The sequence below is a fragment of the Delftia acidovorans SPH-1 genome (assembly GCF_000018665.1).
Classification (GTDB): Bacteria; Pseudomonadota; Gammaproteobacteria; order Burkholderiales; family Burkholderiaceae_C; genus Comamonas; species Comamonas acidovorans.
Genome location: NC_010002.1, coordinates 706,244 through 722,500, shown reverse-complemented (window position 1 = coordinate 722,500; position 16,257 = coordinate 706,244). Strand labels below are relative to the sequence as shown.

Genomic DNA, 16,257 nt, shown 5'->3' with positions numbered 1-16,257 from the left:
CGTGATCAACGCCAAGGCCGACAAGCTGCTGGCCCAGGAGGAGGTGTGGATACGCAAGGGCGTGGAGGCGCGCCGCACGCGCAGCCAGAGCCGCATCGGCCGATTGGAGCAGTTGCGGGCCAACCGCGCTGCCCGCCGTGATGTGCTGGGCGGGGTGAAGATGGACATTGCCTCGGGCCGGGGCGATGGCTACCAGGGCAAGATCGTGGCCGAGCTGACCGATGTGGCCAAGTCCTTTGGCGACAAGCAGATCGTCTCGCATTTCAGCGCCACCATCCTGCGCGGTGACAAGGTGGGACTGATCGGGCCCAACGGTGCCGGCAAGACGACGCTGCTCAAGATGATTCTGGGCGAACTGGCGCCTGACAGCGGCAACGTGCGGCTGGGTGCGAATCTGCAGGTGGCTTACTTCGACCAGATGCGGCACCAGATCAATATGGATGCCACGCTGGAGGACTTCATCAGCCCCGGCAGCGAGTGGATAGAGATCGGCAACCAGAAAAAGCACGTGAAGAGCTATCTGTCGGATTTCCTGTTCTCTCCGGCACGCGCTCACTCTCCTGTGCGTTCACTGTCCGGCGGCGAGCGCAACCGCCTGCTGCTGGCGCGCCTGTTTGCCCGCCCCGCGAATGTGCTGGTTCTGGACGAGCCGACCAACGACCTCGATATCGAGACGCTGGAGATGCTGGAAGACCTGCTGCAGAACTACGACGGCACGGTGTTCCTGGTCAGCCATGACCGCAGTTTCCTGGACAACGTGGTCACCAGCACCATTGCCTGGGAAGGGCCGGGCAAGTGGCGCGAATACGAAGGCGGCGTGCAGGACTGGCTGGACCAGTCGCGCCGCAGCCAGGATCTGGCCGAGGCTGCACAGCCCAAGCCTGCCAAGGAAGAGGCCGCCAAGCCGACGGCGGTGCGCAGCGACAGCAAGCCCAAGCGCAAGCTCAGCTACAAGGAGCAGCGCGAGCTCGATCAGTTGCCCGAGACCATTGCATCGCTGGAGGCGGAGCAGAAATCCATTCGCGAGGCCCTGGCCGACGGCTCGCTGTATGCCAACGACAACTCCCGCGCCGTTCAGCTGCACCAGCGCGATGGCGAGATCGATGAGCAGCTGATGGAGGCGCTGGAGCGCTGGAGCGCCTTGTCCGAGTAAGCACCGTGTCGAACTGAAAAAAAAGAGCGCCATGCGCTCTTTTTTCATGGAGGCCGCCAGAGCAGGCCGTTGCGCTCAGATGCGGTGGTGCACCTGGTCCGAACCTATGCGCAGCTTGCCCAGCAAGGCGGCGGCGATCTGGTTGAGGGGCAGCACTTCGTCGGCAGCGCCGTGGGCGATGGCCTCGCGCGGCATGCCGAAGACGATGCAGCTGGCCTCGTCCTGCACGAGGTTGTAGCTGCCTGCATCGCGCATTTCGCGCATGGCGACCGCACCATCGGCGCCCATGCCGGTGAGCATGATGCCGTAGGCGTTGCGGCCCGCGCAGACGGCCACCGACTTGAACAGCACTTCGACCGAAGGCTTGTGGCGATTCACCGGCGGGCTGTCATCGACCACGGCGACATAGTTGGCGCCGCTGCGCTGCACGGAGAAGTGCTTGCCACCCGGGGCGATATAGGCATGACCGGGCAGCAGGCGCTCGCCGTGCTGCGCTTCCTTCACGGTCATCTGGCACAGGCTGTTGAGCCGGGCCGCGAAGCTGGTGGTGAAGCCCGGCGGCATGTGCTGGGTGATGACGATGGCCGGGCAGTCGGCCGGCAGATGGGTGAGCACTTCGCGGATGGCCTCGGTGCCACCCGTGGAGGCGCCGATGGCAACCAGCTTCTCCGTGGAAAGCCGCCCCAGCAGCGACGTCGGTGCAGCCTGGCGCGGCACGGCCGAACCTGCAGAGGAAGCGACCGGCGCTGCCGCGCTGCCTGCGGCAGAGGCGGCACTGCGGGGAGCGACCGGCAGACGCCGTACCTGGGCCACGGCAGCAACGCGGATCTTGTCCACGATCTGCGCGGCCAGTTCCTGCAGGCCGTTGGAGACACCCACGCGCGGCTTGGCCACGAAGTCGATGGCGCCCAGCTCCAGTGCGCGCATGGTGACCTCGGCGCCGCGTTCGGTCAGCGTGGAGATCATGACCACCGGCATGGGGCGCAGGCGCATGAGCCGGCCCAGGAAGTCGATGCCGTCCATGCGCGGCATTTCCACATCGAGCGTGATCACGTCGGGGTTCATCTCGCGAATCATTTCGCGTGCGATCAGCGGGTCATTGGCCGAGCCGATGCATTCCATGTCGTGCTGGCGATTGATGATCTCGGACAGCAGACTGCGCACCAGCGCAGAGTCGTCCACCACGATCACCCTGATTTTCCTGTCCATTCCTTTGAACCTTCCTCAAAACAGGTCGACCGAGCCGCCTGCCGTATTGCGTGCCACGACGGCTGCATTGCCGCGCGTGAATTCCTGCTGTACCAGCTCCTCCGGATGGGCATGTGCCAGGCGCTTGACCATGGCCTTGCCGCTGGCGGGGAAGAACACCACCTTGCGAGGGTAGATATCCAGCACATCCTCCGAGACGATGGGGATGCGTTCGGTCTGCAGGTACTGCGTGACGAAGGCGGTATTGCGTTCGCCCACGTTCATGGTGGTGAAGTTGTGCATCACCTGCCCGCCGCCGAAGATCTTGGCCTGCAGCGACTCGCGCCGGGCACCGAGCTTGAGCATTTCGTTGATCAGCAACTCCATGGCGTACGAGCCGTAGCGGCCCGATGCATCGGCAGAGTCGCCGTCGGGCAGCATGAAATGGTTCATGCCGCCCACGCGCATGGTGCGGTCCCAGATGCAGGCCGAGATGCAAGAGCCCAGCACGGTGACCAGGATCACGTCCTCGTTGGAGACAAAGTATTCGCCGGGCAGCACCTTGACGGCGTTGTGCTGGAAATGCGGGTCGTAATAGAAGAACGAAGCCTCGCCAGGGTAGCGCTGCTGGCGCTTGAGCTGCTCCAGCGAGGAACGCGGCACCGGATCGCCCGGCGCCGGATAGTCTGCAGCGGTATAGCTGTTGATGCGCGGCATCCGGCGACGCTCCGAGGGCGCCGGTGGCGGTGCGAAGGCAGGGCGGTCTCCGATCATGGGAGCACCCCCTGGCGTGCGGCAGGACCTGCGTCAGCGGCGCTCATAGACGGTCTTCCCCTTGAGCGTGAACAGATCGCGCGATTCACTGAAGTTCTCGGCATGCCCGACGAACAACAGGCCACCGGGCTTCATCACGCGGTGGATGCGCTCCAGCACGCGGCGCTGCGTGGCCGCGTCGAAGTAGATCATCACGTTGCGGCAGAAGACCACGTCGAAGGGGTCTCGGAACGGCCAGTCGTCACGGATCAGGTTGACGTTGAGAAACTCCACCAGGCGGCGCAGTTCGGGCTTGACGGGCACCAGGCCTGCATTGCCGGCCTTTCCCCGCAGGAAAAAGCGGTGCAGGCGCTCGGCGCTCATGCCCTTGATGCTTTCGGCGCGGTAGACGCCGGCCGATGCCGTGTCCAGCACGCGCGAGTCGATGTCGCTGGCCTGCAGCTGAAAGCTGGGCGTGGCACCCAGCGCTTCCAGCGCCGTCATGACGATGGAGTAAGGCTCTTCCCCGGTCGAGGCCGCATTGCACCAGACCTTCCAGGCCGTGCCGGCCGGCTTGCTGCGCAGATGCTGGGCAAAGATCTCGAAATGGTGCTGCTCGCGAAAGAACGCCGTGAGATTGGTGGTCAGCGCGTTCACGAACTCCTGCCACTCCACGCCGTCGGACTGCGACTCCAGCCAGTCCAGGTAGGTGGAGAAGCTGTCGTAGCCCGTCTCGCGCAGGCGCCGCGACAGGCGGCTGTAGACCATGGCGTGCTTGCCATCGTGCAAGCTGATGCCGGCCCGCTGGTAGATCAGCGCCTGTACGCGGGCAAAGTCCCGCGACGACCATTCGAATTCGCGCCCCTGGGCCAGGGGCCCGTTGGCATCCCCGTCGTCGGCGACGGGACGTGCGGCCAGTGCCGCATTGGATGAGCCGGATCGCATGAGGGCGCTCAGTGCAAGAACGGGTCTCAGTCGACCGAGGCGACCAGGCCCATGTCCACGTTGTTCATGAGCTTTTCGATGTCCAGCAGGATGAGCATGCGCTCGCCCACGGAACCCAGGCCCAGGATGCAGCCGCTGTCGATGGCGCTTTCGATGTCCGGCGCGGGGCGCACTGCTTCGGGAGCCAGTTCCATCACGTCGCTGACCGAGTCCACCACGATGCCCACCACGCGGTTGCGCAGGTTCAGGATGATGACGACGGTGAAGCTGTTGTATTCCACCTGGGAGCAGTTGAACTTCAGCCGCATGTCCACGATGGGCACGATGGTGCCGCGCAGATTGACCACGCCCTTGATGAATTCCGGCGCATTGGCGATGCGGGTCGGCGGCTCGTAGCCGCGGATTTCCTGCACCTTCAGGATGTCGATGCCGTATTCCTCCTGGTCCAGGCGGAAGGTCAGGTACTCGCGCGCGCCGGTGGCGACGCCTTCTGCGGTCTTAGCGATCACGCTCATTGCTCAGCTCCTCAACTGTCGGGCCCGCGCCGTGGTGGCGCAGGCCATGGTTTCTTGGCGGCGCGCAGGCACTGCCTGCGGCGCCGTCGATTGTGGTCAGGTATCCCTGTCCCGTTCAGTGGCGTGCACGACGCACCAGCGCGCCGGTGTCCAGGATCAGCGCCACCGTGCCATCGCCCAGGATGGTGGCGCCCGAAACGTTGGGCACCTTGCGGTAGTTCGATTCCAGGTTCTTGACCACCACCTGGTGCTGGCCCAGCAGCTCGTCGACCAGCAAGGCCACGCGGCTGCCGTCGGACTCGACCACCACCATGATGTTGCTGGACTGGCTGGTGTCGCTGCGCGGCACGCGGAAGGTCTTTTCCAGCGCGAACACGGGCATGTACTCGTCACGCACCTTGACCAGCTGCGTGCCGTTGGCCACGGTGTTGACGTCTTCGGCCTTGACCAGGAAGGACTCGACCACCGAGGACAGCGGCAGGATGTAGACCTCGTCGCTGACGCCGACCGACATGCCATCCATGATGGCCAGGGTCAGCGGCAGGCGAACGGCCACGCGCATGCCCTTGCCCTGGGTGGACTCGATCTCGACCGAGCCGCCCAGCGCCGCGATATTGCGCTTGACAACGTCCATGCCCACGCCGCGCCCGGACACGTCGGTGACCACGTCGGCCGTGGAGAAGCCCGGCGCGAAGATCAGCTGCCAGACCTCCTGATCGGGCATGTTGTCCGAGACATCCATGCCGCGCTCGCGGGCCTTCTGCAGAATCCGCTCGCGGTTCATGCCGCGCCCGTCGTCGCGCACCTCGATGACGATGGAGCCGCCCTGATGGGAGGCTGCCAGCGTCAGCGTGCCGTGCTCGGACTTGCCGGCCGCCAGGCGGTCCTCGGGCATTTCGATGCCGTGGTCCACGCTGTTGCGCACCAGATGGGTCAGCGGGTCGGTGATCTTTTCGACCAGTCCCTTGTCCAGCTCCGTGGCCTCGCCCAGCGTGATCAGGTCGATCTTCTTGCCCAGCTTGCCGGCCAGGTCGCGCAGCATGCGCGGGAAACGGCTGAACACGGTGGACATGGGAATCATGCGGATGGACATCACCGATTCCTGCAGATCGCGCGTATTGCGATCCAGGTCGGCCAGGCCTGCCAGCAGTTGCTGGTAGGCCGATGCGTCCAGTCCATGGCTGTTTTGCGCAAGCATGGCCTGGGTGATGACCAGCTCGCCCACCAGGTTGATGAGCTGGTCGACCTTGGCCACCGACACGCGGATGCTGGTGGACTCCATCTGCGCCTGCTGCGTCTGGGCCGCCGTCTTGGCGGCGGGCTTGGCCACGGCGCCGGCCGGCTGGATGGCCTGCGCGCCATCGGCCTGGGGCATGCCGGGTGCGCCGTTGAAGAAGCCATAGGCCTCATCGGCAGGCGGGATGGCGGCCGAGGCCAGGGCGGCATCGGGGTCGTGCGCATGCTCTTCAGCGGCCGGGGCTTGCGCCGCCACCGCTGCGGGTGCTGCCTCGGCAGGGGCTCCGGCCGCCGTGATGCGGACCTGCTCCTTGGCCACGTGGAAGGCGAACAGATCGAGCAGGTCGTCGTCGGTGGACGAGGTCTGCACGTCAAAGAGGCGGCTTTGCGGCTGATCGCAGGCCAGGTCCTCGATGCGTCCCAGGCCGGGAATGTCGCGGAACAGCTCCTTGATGGCCTCGGCCATCTCCAGGCGCTCCAGCGGACCGATCAGGATATGCAGCGAACGTCCGCCGCTGCTGGGTGCCGTGCCGACGGCGCCGCCCGAGACAGGCGCTGCAGCAACCGGGGCCGGAGCCTGCACTGGCGCAGCCACAGGGGCTGGAGCCGGGGTCGGTGCGGGAGCCGGCACTGCCGCTGCAGGTACGGCGCTGCGGCCTTCCGCCAGCGTCTCGATGCGTGCCACCAGATCCGTGGTGGACAGGGCCTCGCCCTCGTTGCCGGCCTGGTGGCGTGCCAGCAGGCTGCGGCTGGCATCAGCCGACTCCAGCAACACATCGACCATCTCCGGAATCGGTGTGATCTCGTGCCGGCGCAGCCGGTCGAGCAGCGACTCCATGCGGTGCGTCAGCTCGGTCACGTCGGCAAAGCCGAAGGTGGCCGCCCCGCCCTTGATCGAGTGCGCGCATCGGAAGATGCCGTTGAGTTCCTCGTCATTGGCCGCTGACAGATCCAGATTCAGCAGCATCTGCTCCATCTGGTCGAGGTTCTCGGCCGCTTCTTCGAAGAAGATTTGATAGAACTGGCTCAGGTCGAAGTCTGCGCCCGCTCCTGCCCCATCCTGGTGTAGATCCGCCATCTTTGGTCCTGCTGTTTCCTGTTGCCCGTACTTATCGGCTCAACGCATTACTTTCTGAATGACTTCGATCAAACGGTTTGGATCGAAGGGCTTGACCAGCCAGCCCGTGGCGCCCGCGGCGCGTCCGGCCTGCTTCATCTGGTCGCTGGATTCGGTGGTGAGAATGAGAATCGGCGTGTTCTGGAACTTGGGGTCTTCGCGCAGCTTGCGGGTCAGGCCGATGCCATCCAGACGCGGCATGTTCTGGTCGGCCAGCACCAGGTCGACTTGTTCGAGCTGTGCCTTCTCGAGCGCATCCACGCCGTCAACCGCCTCCACAACGCGAAATCCCGCCCCTGCGAGGGTGAACGCCACCATCTTTCGCATCGAGGGGGAATCATCAACAGCCAGAATCGATCGCATGTATAGCTCCAACAGACGGGCAATAAAAGGTAGAAGAGTGCATGGTCAGCCGTCAGAACAGCTCGACCGAGCCAGCATCCATCTCGCTTTGCGTGACGGGATTGGGCCGGTCGGGTATCGCCGGCAGGCCCAGGGAATCGTCCTCCCCCTCGTCCACGCCCATGGTGGCTGCGGCCAACTGGAACGCGCAGCCTTGCAAAATCTTCGTAATATGGGCGATCAACTGGGAGGACATGTCGTGAAACTGCAACTCGGTCACCGCCAACCGAAGCGTGGACCGCGCGGCGTCCAGCTCGGGCAAGGCGCCTAGCGCCTCACCGGCCAGCTGGCCGTGGGTCTCGTCGAAACGGTCCAGCAGGTTCTGCGTTGCATGATTGAGAAGGCCTTCCAGGCGCTGCAGATCGCGCATCGCCACCAGCAAGGCATCCTGCAGGTCTGCGGCCACCATGACGGGCATGGGGACGGCAGGCTCGCCCGAAGGCTTGTGCATTGACTGCATTGTTACTCCACCACCAGCGTTTCAGCCCAATGTTCGCCATGCTCTGCAGCATGGCCAGCCCTTGTCAATCGTCCCCAGGAATGCAGCGCATCCCTTGATATACACGACCACTTGCATTTATGTTCCAAAATGTATCTCATGATAGCGCCCCCGGGGATGCCAGACCACCGCACAAGCCCTTGCGCATATTGCACATCGAGGATTCGGCGGCCGACCAGGCGCTGGCGCGGCTGAGCCTGCTGCGCGGCGGACTGGTCTGCGAGATTGTCGCGGTCGACCTGCTCGATGATGCCGCAGCCGCGCTGCAGAGCCAGGCATTCGACCTCATCCTGGCCGACTACCACCTGCCCGGCTTCACGGCGCTGGACGCCTGGGAGCTGGTGCGCCGCCAGCCCGGGCATCCGCCCTTTGTGCTGCTGTCGGGCGCCATCGGCGAGTCGGCCGCCGTGGACGTGATGCGCGAGGGCATCAGCGACTACCTGCTCAAGGACCACATCACGCGCCTGCCCCATGTGGTCTCGCATGCGCTGGAAGTGCACGAGGCCCGCCTGGCACGCCGCCGCGCGGCGGCCGAGCTGGCGGCGTCCGAGCGGCGCCTGGCCGATCTGACCGAGCATCTGCAGACCTCCACCGAGCGCGAGCGCGCCAGCATTGCCCGCGAGATCCACGATGACATCGGCGGCTCGCTGACCTCGGTGAAGTTCGATGTGGCCTGGATTGCGCGCAATGCGCCCGAGGGCGGACTGCGCGAGCATGCGCTGGCCGCGCTGGAAATGCTGGAGCATGCGCTGGGTGCAAGCCAGCGCATCATGATGAACCTGCGCCCGCCCGTGCTGGACCAGGGACTGGTGGCCGCCGTGCAATGGCTGGCCGAGAATTTCGAGCGCCGCACGGGCGTGCCCACCCGGGTGCGCAGCAGCCGCGAGAGCATGGACATCGCGCCCGACATCCAGGTCGTGGCCTACCGCACGGCCCAGGAGGCGCTGACCAACGTCGGCAAATATGCCCAGGCGCGCCATGTGGACATCGATCTCTCGGACCGCGAAGGCTTTCTCACGCTGGAGGTGACGGACGACGGCGTGGGCCTGGCCGAAGGCGCGCGCGACAAGCCCGAATCCTTCGGTTTGCGCGGTCTGGGCGAGCGTGCGCGCACCGTTCGGGGCTGGCTGGATGTCAGCAGTCAAGCCGGGCGAGGAACCTCGGTCATCGTCTCCATTCCGCTGGACGATGGCGGCACTTGCCCTAATATCCCGGGCAATGAATGCTGAACGCCATGGCGGCGTGACCCTTTTTCCAGGAGGCCGACTTTGATCCACGTGGTGCTGTGCGACGACCATGCGGTGCTGCGCCGGGGCATCCGTGACACCCTGGCCGAGGCAGTGGACATCAGCGTCACCGCCGAAGCAGGCAGCTATGCCGAGCTGCGCGAACAGCTGCGCACCGCCACCTGCGACGTGCTGCTGCTGGACATCAACATGCCCGGCCGCAGTGGCCTGGAAGCCCTGGCCAGCGTGCGCGAAACCCATCCGCTGATCAAGGTGCTCATGGTCTCCATGTACCCCGAGGATCAGTACGCGCTGCGCTGCCTGAAGGCGGGCGCGCAGGGCTACGCCAACAAGGCAGGCGACCCGGTGCTGCTGATCGAGGCGGTGCGCACCGTGGCCACGGGGCGCAAGTACCTGACGTCCGAAGTGGCCCAGATGCTGGCCGACAGCCTGGCCCAGCCCGCACCCCAGGTGCCGCATGAAAGCCTGTCCGAGCGCGAGCTGCAGACGCTGATCAAGATCGCGGCCGGCCAGCGGCTGACCGACATCGCCACCGAGCTGATGCTCAGCCCCAAGACCGTCAGCGTCTACCGGGCGCGCGTGCTGGAAAAACTGCAGATGAGCAGCAATGCCGAACTCACGGCCTACGCCATCCACAACCAGCTGATCTGAGGCTTTTGCGGCCGACAGGCCTGTAAATCTGTTGTTTTTCACAACTGCTTACATTGAAGTGCCAAATACCGCAATGCCGCGCTGCAGCAAGGCGACCAGGGGCTGCTCGAGCAGCGGCAGCGTGGCCATCAATCCCGTCAGGCCCACGGTGAGCGTGACCGGAAAACCCACGGCATAGATGTTCATCTGCGGTGCCACGCGCGAAATGATGCCCAGCACCAGGTTCACGAACAGCAGCATGGCGACCATGGGCAGGGCGATCCAGAAGGCACTGGCGAAGACCGCCGCACCCATCTCGTGCAGCCGCATCTGGTTGATGGCCTGCAGGAAGCTGCCGTCCACAGGAAACGCCTCGTAACTCTTGAGCACGGCCATCAGCACCAGCAGGTGCCCGTTGATGACGATGAACAGCAGCGTGGAAATCTGGACCATGAAGCGCGCCACTGCGCTGAGCTGGGCATTCGTGGTCGGATCGAAGAAGCTGGCGAAGTTCAGGCCCATCTGCAGGCCGACCACCTCGCCCGCAACCTCCACGGCGGCAAACACCAGGCGCACGGCAAAGCCCACGGCCAGCCCCACGCCGACCTGCTGTATCAGCGTGCCCAGCGCCTGCGGCGAGTTGATGCCGATCACGGGCTGGTCGCCCAGCACGGGCTGCGCGCACACCGCGACCAGGAAGGCCAGGCCGATCTTCAGCCGCATGGGAATGACGCGCTGCGAGAACACGGGGGCCACGGAGAACATGGCCAGCACGCGCAGAAACGGCCAGAGAACGGGCGACAGCCACGCCACCAGTTGGGCTTCGCTGAAGGTGATCACAGTGGCGTTTCCAGTGCGCGGCGAAGGGCTCAGCCCACCGCCTGCGGAATGGTCTCGATGGTGCGGCGGATGAAGTCCACCAGCGTGCTCAGCATCCACGGACCGGCAATGGCAAACACCAGCACGGCGGAGATGAGCTTGGGCACGAAGGCCAGCGTGGCCTCATGCACCTGGGTCACCGCCTGGAAGACGCTGACGGCCAGGCCCACGGCCAGCACCACGCCCAGCACGGGCATGGAGATCATGAGCAGCAAGGTCAGTGCCTCGCGGCCGAAGGTGAGCACGTATTGGGAGGTCATGGAAGGATTTCCAAAGAAAGAGCGGGGCTAGACGGCGAAGCTGGCCGCCAGCGAGCCTATGAGCAGGTTCCAGCCATCCGCCAGCACGAAGAGCATGAGCTTGAACGGCAGGGCCACCAGCACGGGCGACAGCATCATCATGCCCAGGGACATCAGGATCGAGGACACGACCATGTCGATGACCAGGAAGGGGATGAAGATCATGAAGCCGATCTGGAACGCGGTCTTCAGCTCGCTGGTCACGAAGGCGGGCACCAGCACGCGCAGCGGTGCGGTCTCGCTGGTGACGCCTGCATCGAGCTTGGCCAGCCGTGCGAACAGCGCAAAGTCCGACTGGCGCGTCTGCTTGAGCATGAAGTCGCGCATGGGCGCCTCGGCCTTCTCAATGGCCTGCTCGAAGGTCACGGCATTCGTGGTGTAGGGCACGTAGGCCTCCTGGTACACGCGGTCCAGGGTGGGGCCCATGACGAACAGCGTCAGGAACAGCGACAGGCCGATGATCACCTGGTTGGGCGGCGCCGACTGCGTGCCCAGCGCCTGGCGCATCAGCGACAGCACGATGACGATGCGGGTGAAGCCCGTCATCATCAAAAGGATGGCCGGCAGGAAGGACAGCGCCGTGAAGAACAGCAGGGTCTGGATGGGCACCGAAAAGCTGGTGCCACCGCTGCCCTGGCCGATGACCAGCGGAAGGCTGGCGGGCGCGCCCTGTGCCCAGGAGGCCAGGGGCGTGGCGCAGCACAGCGCCAGCGCTGCGGCGCCAGCGGCCTGGCTCAGCGTGCGCGCCGGGCGCTTGCAGGAATATTCAGACATTCGCACCGTCCGCAGGCAGGCTGCGCGCTTGCGCCATCGCAGCCGAAAAATCAGCAGGGGCCGGGGCCTGCAGCACATGCAGGCACTGGATGCTTTGCGCCGTGACGCCCAGCACCAGACGCACGGTCTGCGCGCCCTCGCCCACTTCCACCGTCACCACCCGCTGCTGCGGGCCCACGCCCACGGCGCCCAGCACCCGCGACTGCAGGCCGGCGGCACCGCGCAGCGCAGCCGTGCGCTGCTGGAAGCGGCGCAGCAGCCAGGGCAGAGCGGCCATGGCCGTGACCAGGGCCACCACCGTGAGCAGGGTCGGCCACAGCGGGCCCATGCCAGCGCTCTCAGCCACGGCTGACCCGGCGCAGGCGCTCGGACGGCGTGACCACGTCGGTCAGGCGGATACCGAACTTGTCGTTGACCACCACCACCTCGCCCTGGGCGATCAGGTAGCCGTTGACCAGCACGTCCATGGGCTCGCCGGCCAGTGCGTCGAGCTCGACCACCGAGCCCTGGGCCAGTTGCAGGATGTACTTGATCGGCACCTTGGTGCGGCCCAGCTCCACCGACAGCTGCACCGGAATGTCCAGCACCATGTTGATGTCGTTGACCGGCACATCGGCGCCACCGGCGTAGGGACGCACGGGCTCGCCCGTCAGCGGGCCGCCCTGCTCCTCTTCCAGCTTGGCGTCGCGCTCGCGCTGCTCGTCCAATGCCTCTGCCCAGCCCGAGAACGGATCATCGCCAGCGGGCTTTTGCGTATCTTCAGTTGCCATTGTTTTCTCCCATCCAGCCAGCGTCGGCGCCACGCAGGCAGTTCTCGACGCGGATTGCGTACTTGTCGTTGTGAGTGCCGTACTGGCACTCGAAAATCGGAACGCCGCCAATGGAGGCGCGGATCAGCGGCTCGCGGTCGAGTTCGATGAAATCGCCGGGGCGCATGGCCAGCAGCTGCTCCACCGTGGCGTCGGCACGTGCCAGCTCGGCCACCAGGGTCACCTCGGCGGCCTGGATCTCGCGCTTGAGCACCTTGACCCAGCGGCGGTCCACTTCGATGGAGTCGCCCTGTGTCGAGGAATACAGCACATCACGGATGGGCTCCAGCGTTGCATAGGGCATGCAGATGTGGATGGAGCCCGAGATGTCGCCGATCTCCAGCTGAAAGGCCGTGGACACGACGATTTCGCTGGGCGTGGCGATGTTGGCGAACTGCGGCTGCATCTCCGAACGCTGGTAGCCCAGCTCCAGCGGATAGATGCCGTGCCAGGCCTTCTTGTATTCCTCGCAGATCACGTTGACCAGGCGGTTGATCACGCGCTGCTCGGTGTGCGAGAAGTCACGTCCTTCGATACGCGTCTGCAGCCGGCCCGTGCCGCCGTACAGCGTATCGATGACACCGAACACCAGCGAGGGGTCGCAGACCACCAGGCCGCTGCCGCGCAGCGGACGGATGGCGACGATGTTGAAGTTGGTGGGCACCACCAGCTCGCGCAGGAAGGCGCTGTAGCGCTGCACCGACACCGTGCCCACGGACACTTCGGGGCTGCGGCGGATGAAGTTGAACAGGCCGATGCGGAAGTTGCGGGCAAAGCGCTCGTTGACGATTTCCATCGTCGGCATGCGCCCGCGCACGATGCGCTCCTGGCTGGAGATGTCGTACTGGCGGATGATGCCCGCCTCGACCTCCTCGGTCGTGGATTTCTGGCTCTCGCCGGTCACCCCCTCCAAAAGGGCATCGACTTCTTCCTGGGAGAGAAACGAATCGCTCATGGCGCCTGGCCTCCCCGGTTACTGGATGATGAAGCTGGAGAAGAGCACGCGGCGCACCGGGTTCTTGCCAGCGGAGGAGCGGCGGCGCTCGCCGTCTTCGTCCTCGGCATCCTCGTCGCGACTGCGCTTCTTGGCCTTGGCCTGGTTGCCGTAGCCCAGCGGGGCCGAGACTTCGTTGAGCACGTCGGCGGCCAGGCGCTCCTTGCCTTCGCGCTCGAGCAGTTCCTCGGCCGTGCGCTGGGACACCAGCATCAGGATGCCGTTGCGGATGCTGGGCAGGTATTGCTTGACCGTGGTGGCGGTCTTCTCGTCGGCCAGCTCCAGCGTGATGCCGATCTGCACGAAGCGGTCGCCGCCCGTATCGGACAGATTGACCACCAGGTTGTCCAGCGGCAGGAAGGTGGGCACGGTCACGGCCGCCTTGCTGGCGCTGCCCTCTTCCTCATCGCCGCTGCTGTGGCGCTTGGACAGCAGGATGAAGGCAGCGGCCGCGCCTATGGCCAGGACGGCAATGATGACGATCAGCACGATCAGCTTCTTGCCCTTGGCCGGGGCGGGAGCTGCATTGTTGGCGGCATTGGGTGTGGCAGACACTGGAATTCCTCTGGGTGAGCGGGACCGCCACGCGCACGCGCTTCATGCGCGGCGCCATGACGCAGCAGGCCCATGGCAGGAATTATTCGGCGATTGGACCCCGGACCATGGCCTGAATAAGCGCATGAAACCCCGGTTTCTCGCTGGCTTGATGGCCCTCAAACGCCACAGGCCGGACAGCTTGTCGCCACCCGGCCTGTTGTGAAAACCCTGAAACGGCGCATGCGCCGCCCCTCAAGAAGCGCAGGAAGAATCAGACGAACAGATCCACCCCGCCCGCTGCCGCGCGGCCACCGCCGGCCTGTGCGGCGCCATTGCCGCCCGTGACGCCGGCGGCATCGACCATGGCGCTCACGCGGCCCTGGCGCGCCTGGGCGTCGGCCCCCTGTCTTGCCGAATCGCCGCTGCCGGACTGACCGCCCGCATCCACGCTGACGCCGGCCAGTTGCAGGCCCTGGGCCTGCAGCAGCTCGCGCAGCTGGTCGGCACCGTTGCCCAGCCAGTCCCGCGCCTGGGCTTCGCTGGCGCCAAAGCGCACATGGGCCTCGTTGCCCTGCAGGCTGACCTGCACCTGGATGGCCCGGCCCTCATGCTCCACGGACAGCGAGGCGTTCTGGTTCTTGTTGTGGACCCAGAAGGCCACCTGCTCGGACACCTGCTGCTCGCGCTCGGTGGAGTTGCCCGGCTGGGCCTGGGCGTCGGGCTGGGCAAAGGCCGCGCCATTTTGGCCGGCCGCCTGCTGGCCCAGGGATTGGCCGGCATGGGCCGCGCCCACGGCAGCCGCAACGCCGTGCAGTCCGTTCGCCGCCGACTCCGTGGAGGCGGTGCCGCCCTCTCGGGCTCGCTCGAACAGGCCGCGCCATTCTTCGGGCCGCACTGCGGCCATGCCGTTGAGCGCAATGCCCGACGCCAGGGCCACGTCCTGCCGCACACCGGCCGCCAGGGCCTGGGGCGTGTGTTCATGCGTGGCCTGGGCGGTGGTTGCCGTGCGTGCGGCGGCGGCCGTCAGTGCCGCATCGGACTGCACGGCAGCCAGCACATCGGCGGCCTGGGCCTGTGCGTGGGTGCTGCGCGCAGCGCCATCGGTCAGGGCCCCGGCTGCATTGGGGTCCGCAGCGGCAGCCAGGGCCGCAGCATTGGCGCTGGCCGTGGCCAGCGCCGTGCCTGCGGCATCACCGGCTGCGGACTGCGGTGCCAGGAAGGCCGCGTGCGCCACGGCGCCCTGCTCCTGGCGCAGGGCCATCATGGCGGCGCTGCCCCGGCCGGACAGCCAGTCGCCCGCCACGCCCTGCAGCATGTCGCGGTCGCCCTTGCCGTCCAGATGGGCGGTCTGCCCGACCAGGCTGAGCCAGGGCGCCTGGCCGTTGGCAGCCAGCGCCATGGCATCGGCCTGCGCCGAGGGGGTCATATCGGTCGGCTCCGCCTGCGGTTGCAGCGGCAGTTGCGGCTGCTGCAGCAGGCCCTGCGCCAGGCCGGGATCGGCCAGCAGGTCTGCGGCATCCTTCAGGCCGTCCTTGGCTGCGCCCTTGAGGCTGGACAGCGCGGAAAGAGCGGCACTGCCGCCCTCGCCCAAGGCCTGGCCCAGGGCGTCCGAGGCCAGCGCCGGCAATCCGCCAATGCCGTCCATCGCCGCCAGCAACGAAGAAAAGCCTGCGGCCTGGTCGTTGGAGGGCGGCTGCGTGCCGCGCGCGGAGCGAACGCCTTCCATGGCGCGCTGCATGGCGCTGCGCGCATCGGCGCGCTGTTCGATCTGGTTGGTGGACATGCGTCAAGCCTCCTGGAATGTCAGCCCGAAGCTGCGACGGAAAAACTGGATGGCCGCACGTTCATCGGTCTCCTTTTGCTCGCGGCGCATCTGGCTCAGCGCCAGATCGCGGCGGCGCACCTCGACGACCTTGCGCAGGCTGCTGACCCGCAGCTCGCAGGCCATCAAGGCCTTTTGCGCGGCCTCCAGGCGGATCGCCAGGTCGGCCAGCACCCGCGTCTGCAGGCCGATGGCGTGCTGCAGGCGGTCCATGAACTGGTACTGGTGGAACATGACCTCGGGCTGCACGGACTGGTTTTCCTGCGCGCCCCAGCGCGTCTGCATTTCCTGCACATAGTGCTGCAGCTGCTCCATTTGCGTCTGCGCGGCCTGCTGCGAGCGCAGGCGCTCCTGCACCGCCTGGCGCGCCTCGTCACGCTTTCGCGACGCGGCATCGATGGCCACCATCAAGGCATTCAAGGACGACATACCGGGGTTTCCTCCCTGTGTTCGTTATC

The 16,257-nt window shown here is 66.1% G+C and carries 19 protein-coding genes (1 of these 19 running past the window's edge); 3 read left to right on the top strand and 16 right to left on the bottom strand.

Annotated elements, in window-relative coordinates; translation table 11 throughout:
• Positions 1–1,153, top strand: the 3' portion of a protein-coding gene (locus DACI_RS03325; protein WP_012202592.1) for an ATP-binding cassette domain-containing protein. Its footprint begins 728 nt before the window's first position; 1,153 of the gene's 1,881 nt are visible here — the last part of the coding sequence; the start codon falls outside the window, past its left edge; the stop codon is at positions 1,151–1,153.
• 75 nt (positions 1,154–1,228) lie between these two features.
• Here the strand turns inward: DACI_RS03325 and DACI_RS03320 are convergent, their stop codons facing one another.
• From DACI_RS03320 to DACI_RS03290, 7 genes are all read right to left on the bottom strand, one after another.
• On the bottom strand, positions 1,229–2,362 hold the full coding sequence (locus tag DACI_RS03320) for a protein-glutamate methylesterase/protein-glutamine glutaminase (protein ID WP_012202591.1): 1,134 nt from the start codon (positions 2,360–2,362) through the stop codon (positions 1,229–1,231).
• A gap of 15 nt (positions 2,363–2,377) precedes the next feature.
• Positions 2,378–3,115, bottom strand: a complete 738-nt coding sequence (cheD, locus tag DACI_RS03315) for a chemoreceptor glutamine deamidase CheD (RefSeq protein WP_012202590.1) — start codon at positions 3,113–3,115, stop codon at positions 2,378–2,380.
• Between the two features lie 33 nt (positions 3,116–3,148).
• The gene (locus tag DACI_RS03310) at positions 3,149–4,039 is read right to left on the bottom strand and encodes a CheR family methyltransferase (RefSeq protein WP_012202589.1); all 891 of its coding nucleotides are present in this window, start codon (positions 4,037–4,039) and stop codon (positions 3,149–3,151) included.
• A 26-nt stretch (positions 4,040–4,065) separates the two neighbouring features.
• Positions 4,066–4,554, bottom strand: coding sequence for a chemotaxis protein CheW (locus DACI_RS03305; RefSeq protein WP_012202588.1), 489 nt, complete (start codon positions 4,552–4,554; stop codon positions 4,066–4,068).
• A 115-nt stretch (positions 4,555–4,669) separates the two neighbouring features.
• The gene (locus tag DACI_RS03300; protein WP_012202587.1) at positions 4,670–6,868 is read right to left on the bottom strand and encodes a chemotaxis protein CheW; all 2,199 of its coding nucleotides are present in this window, start codon (positions 6,866–6,868) and stop codon (positions 4,670–4,672) included.
• Positions 6,869–6,907: 39 nt separating this feature from the next.
• Positions 6,908–7,270: a response regulator gene (locus tag DACI_RS03295; RefSeq protein WP_012202586.1), complete on the bottom strand. Its 363-nt coding sequence runs from the start codon at positions 7,268–7,270 to the stop codon at positions 6,908–6,910.
• A gap of 52 nt (positions 7,271–7,322) precedes the next feature.
• On the bottom strand, positions 7,323–7,769 hold the full coding sequence (locus DACI_RS03290) for a hypothetical protein (RefSeq protein WP_012202585.1): 447 nt from the start codon (positions 7,767–7,769) through the stop codon (positions 7,323–7,325).
• 119 nt (positions 7,770–7,888) lie between these two features.
• Here DACI_RS03290 and DACI_RS03285 point away from each other — a divergent pair, with 119 nt between their 5' ends.
• On the top strand, positions 7,889–9,037 hold the full coding sequence (locus DACI_RS03285; RefSeq protein WP_012202584.1) for a hybrid sensor histidine kinase/response regulator: 1,149 nt from the start codon (positions 7,889–7,891) through the stop codon (positions 9,035–9,037).
• 39 nt (positions 9,038–9,076) lie between these two features.
• A complete protein-coding gene (locus DACI_RS03280) occupies positions 9,077–9,706 on the top strand; it encodes a response regulator (RefSeq protein ID WP_012202583.1) in 630 nt (209 codons plus the stop codon).
• Positions 9,707–9,754: 48 nt separating this feature from the next.
• On the opposite strand, the gene fliR is transcribed toward DACI_RS03280, so the two are convergent.
• The 9 genes from fliR to fliJ all read right to left on the bottom strand — a co-directional run bounded on the left by fliR (position 9,755) and on the right by fliJ (position 16,228).
• Positions 9,755–10,525, bottom strand: coding sequence for a flagellar biosynthetic protein FliR (gene fliR, locus DACI_RS03275; protein WP_012202582.1), 771 nt, complete (start codon positions 10,523–10,525; stop codon positions 9,755–9,757).
• A gap of 29 nt (positions 10,526–10,554) precedes the next feature.
• Complete coding sequence (fliQ, locus tag DACI_RS03270) at positions 10,555–10,824, bottom strand: flagellar biosynthesis protein FliQ (protein ID WP_012202581.1); 270 nt, start codon at positions 10,822–10,824, stop codon at positions 10,555–10,557.
• Positions 10,825–10,851: 27 nt separating this feature from the next.
• Complete coding sequence (gene fliP, locus DACI_RS03265) at positions 10,852–11,637, bottom strand: flagellar type III secretion system pore protein FliP (RefSeq protein ID WP_012202580.1); 786 nt, start codon at positions 11,635–11,637, stop codon at positions 10,852–10,854.
• The gene (locus DACI_RS03260) at positions 11,630–11,965 is read right to left on the bottom strand and encodes a FliO/MopB family protein (RefSeq protein ID WP_012202579.1); all 336 of its coding nucleotides are present in this window, start codon (positions 11,963–11,965) and stop codon (positions 11,630–11,632) included. Before DACI_RS03260 ends, fliP begins: the two co-directional genes overlap by 8 nt.
• Before the next feature lie 10 nt (positions 11,966–11,975).
• Positions 11,976–12,407 (bottom strand): flagellar motor switch protein FliN, encoded by a 432-nt coding sequence (gene fliN, locus DACI_RS03255; protein ID WP_012202578.1) that lies wholly within the window; start codon positions 12,405–12,407, stop codon positions 11,976–11,978.
• Positions 12,397–13,401: a flagellar motor switch protein FliM gene (fliM, locus tag DACI_RS03250; RefSeq protein WP_012202577.1), complete on the bottom strand. Its 1,005-nt coding sequence runs from the start codon at positions 13,399–13,401 to the stop codon at positions 12,397–12,399. Before fliM ends, fliN begins: the two co-directional genes overlap by 11 nt.
• Positions 13,402–13,419: 18 nt before the next feature.
• Positions 13,420–13,995, bottom strand: coding sequence for a flagellar basal body-associated FliL family protein (locus tag DACI_RS03245; protein ID WP_012202576.1), 576 nt, complete (start codon positions 13,993–13,995; stop codon positions 13,420–13,422).
• A 253-nt stretch (positions 13,996–14,248) separates the two neighbouring features.
• On the bottom strand, positions 14,249–15,760 hold the full coding sequence (locus DACI_RS03240; RefSeq protein WP_012202575.1) for a flagellar hook-length control protein FliK: 1,512 nt from the start codon (positions 15,758–15,760) through the stop codon (positions 14,249–14,251).
• Between the two features lie 3 nt (positions 15,761–15,763).
• Entirely contained in the window at positions 15,764–16,228 is a 465-nt protein-coding gene (gene fliJ / locus DACI_RS03235; RefSeq protein ID WP_012202574.1) for a flagellar export protein FliJ, read from the bottom strand.
• Between the last annotated feature and the right edge of the window lie 29 nt (positions 16,229–16,257).

Bases quoted from the DNA above. Each gene is read 5' to 3' on its own strand.
- DACI_RS03320 (WP_012202591.1), bottom strand. From the start codon at position 2,362: ATGGACAGGAAAATCAGGGTGATCGTGGTGGACGACTCTGCGCTGGTG.
- cheD (WP_012202590.1), bottom strand. From the start codon at position 3,115: ATGATCGGAGACCGCCCTGCCTTCGCACCGCCACCGGCGCCCTCGGAG.
- DACI_RS03310 (WP_012202589.1), bottom strand. From the start codon at position 4,039: ATGCGATCCGGCTCATCCAATGCGGCACTGGCCGCACGTCCCGTCGCC.
- DACI_RS03305 (WP_012202588.1), bottom strand. From the start codon at position 4,554: ATGAGCGTGATCGCTAAGACCGCAGAAGGCGTCGCCACCGGCGCGCGC.
- DACI_RS03300 (WP_012202587.1), bottom strand. From the start codon at position 6,868: ATGGCGGATCTACACCAGGATGGGGCAGGAGCGGGCGCAGACTTCGAC.
- DACI_RS03295 (WP_012202586.1), bottom strand. From the start codon at position 7,270: ATGCGATCGATTCTGGCTGTTGATGATTCCCCCTCGATGCGAAAGATG.
- DACI_RS03290 (WP_012202585.1), bottom strand. From the start codon at position 7,769: ATGCAGTCAATGCACAAGCCTTCGGGCGAGCCTGCCGTCCCCATGCCC.
- DACI_RS03285 (WP_012202584.1), top strand. From the start codon at position 7,889: ATGTTCCAAAATGTATCTCATGATAGCGCCCCCGGGGATGCCAGACCA.
- fliQ (WP_012202581.1), bottom strand. From the start codon at position 10,824: ATGACCTCCCAATACGTGCTCACCTTCGGCCGCGAGGCACTGACCTTG.
- fliP (WP_012202580.1), bottom strand. From the start codon at position 11,637: ATGTCTGAATATTCCTGCAAGCGCCCGGCGCGCACGCTGAGCCAGGCC.
- DACI_RS03260 (WP_012202579.1), bottom strand. From the start codon at position 11,965: ATGGGCCCGCTGTGGCCGACCCTGCTCACGGTGGTGGCCCTGGTCACG.
- fliN (WP_012202578.1), bottom strand. From the start codon at position 12,407: ATGGCAACTGAAGATACGCAAAAGCCCGCTGGCGATGATCCGTTCTCG.
- fliM (WP_012202577.1), bottom strand. From the start codon at position 13,401: ATGAGCGATTCGTTTCTCTCCCAGGAAGAAGTCGATGCCCTTTTGGAG.
- DACI_RS03240 (WP_012202575.1), bottom strand. From the start codon at position 15,760: ATGTCCACCAACCAGATCGAACAGCGCGCCGATGCGCGCAGCGCCATG.
- fliJ (WP_012202574.1), bottom strand. From the start codon at position 16,228: ATGTCGTCCTTGAATGCCTTGATGGTGGCCATCGATGCCGCGTCGCGA.